3 protein-coding genes are annotated in these 2,469 nt (G+C 60.3%); all 3 read right to left on the bottom strand.

Translation table 11 applies throughout. The annotated features are described in order from the left end of the window. A partial coding sequence (locus ABYM29_RS15480; RefSeq protein ID WP_372865692.1) for an alpha/beta fold hydrolase occupies positions 1 to 790 on the bottom strand: 790 nt, incomplete at its 3' end. A gap of 1 nt (position 791) precedes the next feature. After that, the gene (gene sixA / locus ABYM29_RS15475) at positions 792 to 1,268 is read right to left on the bottom strand and encodes a phosphohistidine phosphatase SixA (RefSeq protein ID WP_372865691.1); all 477 of its coding nucleotides are present in this window, start codon (positions 1,266 to 1,268) and stop codon (positions 792 to 794) included. Further along, positions 1,268 to 2,290 (bottom strand): NAD(P)H-dependent glycerol-3-phosphate dehydrogenase, encoded by a 1,023-nt coding sequence (locus ABYM29_RS15470; protein ID WP_372865690.1) that lies wholly within the window; start codon positions 2,288 to 2,290, stop codon positions 1,268 to 1,270. The genes sixA and ABYM29_RS15470 overlap by 1 nt, the downstream gene beginning before the upstream one ends. Between the last annotated feature and the right edge of the window lie 179 nt (positions 2,291 to 2,469).

Genomic DNA, 2,469 nt, shown 5'->3' with positions numbered 1-2,469 from the left:
CTAGCTCTAACTCGCTAAACACTTTCGGCCTAGCCTCGGTCAGGGCCAGTATCTGCTGGCCAAAGCCCTGTTTGGCGGTGATAAACAGCAGCGGCGCGTCAATGCCTTTAAGCACGGCCTGCCACTGCCCGGCGGTGAGTTTATGGGGAGAAGCGAGCGCGAGGCGCCGGTCGCTGCGCCAGTAGAATTTACCGTCTTCGCCGGCGTAGGTGCCGCGCTCGGCAATGGCGCGGGCGGCAGTCAGACTCATCGGCATGACTTTCATACGCGCGGCGGCGGCCTCATCCAGGCTCGTAAAGGCGCGTGGTGCTCGCCCCTGCGCGGCGAATTCTTTGAGATAGCGGCCCAGCTGTTGGGGAAAGTCGTCTTCGGCTTGGGGACCTGCCAGCAGGCCGTCGATGCACACCAGCGCGCGAATACGCTCGGGCAGCGCTGCCGCCAGCAAGCCGGCGATCATGGCGCCGCGCGAATGAGCGAGCAGAGAAAATTGTGACCAGCCCAGTTGTTCTGCCACACCGCAAATCACCCGAAGATCATCCCAGATGGCATAGTTGCCGGACGGCGGCTTGTGGTCGCTGTAGCCGTGACCGGGCAGGTCGAGGGCGACGATGCGCAGCGGATTGCTCTTCTGCTGCAGGTGCTCAGCAATGGCAGCAAAGCTGGCGGCATTGTCCAGCCAGCCGTGTAGGGCCAATACCGGAATGCCCTTGGCATCGCCCCAGGCCTGGGCGGCGATACGCAGGCCCTCGACCTCAAAGCACAGTGGTTCGGCACTAGTGGTCTGCACCATGCTAGCGGCCGTTGTGGGCGTAATTGGGATAGTGGCGCAGCCACTGCAGACTGCCGCAGCCCGGGCCAAAGACCTCGGCATCAACCCGCGCCATACTGGCAGTTTGCAGCCCCCAATAGGATTGGCTGCTGCCCTCCCAGTGCGCCAAGGCATTGCTGAGCAAGGGGTTGTGCCCCACCAGCAGCAAGCGCTCGCCGGCGAAGGTGGCCAACACCGTATCGAGGTCTTCCAGGCGATTGTCCGGGGTTAAACAGGCCTTATTGCGCTGGGGCAGCTGCCACTGCGCGTTAATGATGTCTGCACTTTGCTGGGCGCGGCGGTAGGGGCTAACCCACAATTCTTCGGGCTGCCAGTCTTGTTCCTGCAACCACTGCGCGGCGGCTTCCACTTCGGCAATACCGCGCTCGGTGAGTTCGCGCTCCATATCGGTGGCGGCATCCCACGACGCCGCGCCGTGGCGGATCAATACAATTTCCATCAGCTTTTCTGCACTGTAAATTCAACGTCGCGGTTCTGTTCCGCCCACATCATATCGCCGATCACTTCCGGTACGGTTTTGCCCTCGTAGATGATCGCGTAAAGGCCGTTAACCAGCGGCATGTAGATATCGAGCTGCTGAGACTGCTGCTTGAGCAGCTTGAGGGTGTTCACCCCTTCGGCGACCTGCCCGAGCTCGGCCACCACCTCGTTGAGGTCGCGCCCCTGCCCCAGCGCATAGCCAACGCGGTAGTTGCGGCTCAGCGGTGAGGTGCAGGTGACAAACAGATCACCGACACCGGCCAGCCCCAAGAATGTTAAGGGGTCGGCGCCCTTGTGCACGGCATAGCGGCTCATCTCTGCCAAACTGCGGGTAATCAGCATGCTGATGGTGTTATGCCCCACACCAAGCGCTGCGGCCAGTCCGGCGACAATGGCATAGACGTTCTTCAGCGCGCCGGCGAGCTCCACACCGTAGATATCGCTACCGGCGTAAACGCGAAAATACGAGGACTGCAACAGGTCTTGAATGCACTGGGTGAGGCGCTCGTCTTCACTGGCGATCACCGTTCCGGTAATTTCTCTGGCGGCCAGTTCCTTGGCGAGATTGGGGCCACTCATCACGCCAATGCTGACATCGCCCAGTTCCTCGCGCAGCACTTCGCTCATCAGCTCGTTACTGTCGGCCTCTATGCCCTTGGTGGTGCTGACGACCATAGTGCCGGGGGCTAATAATGGCGCGAGTTGGCGGGCAACATCGCGGCAGGATTTACTGGGTACGGCAACAAACACCACGTCGCAAGCCTTAACGGCATCCCCCAGCTCGGCGCTGGCGCGCAGCGCGGGGTTTAAAGAAATATCGGGCAAATACGCACTGTTGGTATGCTGGGCATTCACCTCGGCAACACGCTCGGCGTTGCGCATCCATAGGCAGACATCATGGCCGTTGTCTGCAACGATATTCGCGATAGCGGTTCCAAAACTTCCCCCCCCCACTATGGCTACTTTATGCTTGTCCGTCATTGCGGCTCCGCTTGTTGTTTTTCATGCAGTCTATCACTGCCATTGGACAATGCAGAAAAGCGGCGAAAAAAAAGCGGCGCCGAGGCGCCGCCCTATACGCTGCTATTTACGATATTACGCGCTGAGTTCCAGCAATAGCTTATTCAGCTTGTGCACGTAATCGGCCGGGTCTTCCAGTT

The sequence above is a fragment of the Spongiibacter sp. genome (genome assembly GCF_041602295.1).
Lineage (GTDB): Bacteria > Pseudomonadota > Gammaproteobacteria > Pseudomonadales > Spongiibacteraceae > Spongiibacter.
The sequence above is the reverse complement of the archived record's forward strand: the minus strand, read 5'-3'. Positions and strand labels throughout refer to the sequence as shown.